This is a genomic window from Rhodosalinus sp. FB01 (genome assembly GCF_041365715.1).
GTDB lineage: Bacteria > Pseudomonadota > Alphaproteobacteria > Rhodobacterales > Rhodobacteraceae > Rhodosalinus.
The window spans coordinates 1-571 of record NZ_JBGFSH010000047.1; the positions used below are offsets into that span (position 1 = coordinate 1).

Sequence of the window (571 nt, forward strand, 5' to 3'; positions counted from 1 at the left end):
GGGTCGCGCAACCGCTAAGAAGCAGGCTTGCGGCCATGATTTTGATGATATCCATAGTGCCTCTCCGCAGCTTTGCGCACGGCCACCGCGTCGGCTTTTGATCGAAAGCTCCCCAGCAAGTGGCGGCGCCCTTTCGCAGGGTGGATATACGCCCACCAGCGGCGCTTCTCCCTGTTCCAGCTCACGCCAACGACGCCCGAGCTGTTGCTGCGCGATATCGCAGTGTTTCGCGCATTCTGCGCTGAATCGGTAGGGCGCAGGTTCCGCCATCGATTGTCACTGCGCCGGCCGTTGACGTGGTCGATCTGCGCCTCTGGCCATTGCCCGGTCATGATCGCGAACGCCACTTGATGGGCGTACACATGAGCACCGAAAACACGGCCAGCGATGTATCCGTGTTCGCGACGACCGAATGCCGGCCGACCTTCGTACTTGGCGTTCCAGATCCTGCAGACCCACGCCGGGTCGCGTTTGCAATGTGTGAAATTCACTGGCCGCCGCGCCTTCCATGTCAGCTGGCCGGTATCAGGATCGTAGTGAATGAGGTCACGAAGAAGAGCCGGCTCAATTC

1 protein-coding gene is annotated in these 571 nt (G+C 60.6%); it reads right to left on the minus strand.

Annotated elements, in window-relative coordinates; genetic code table 11:
* Positions 1 to 14: 14 nt before the first annotated feature.
* On the minus strand, positions 15 to 571 hold a 557-nt coding region (locus tag AB6A65_RS16470), incomplete at its 5' end, for an HNH endonuclease (protein ID WP_371039479.1).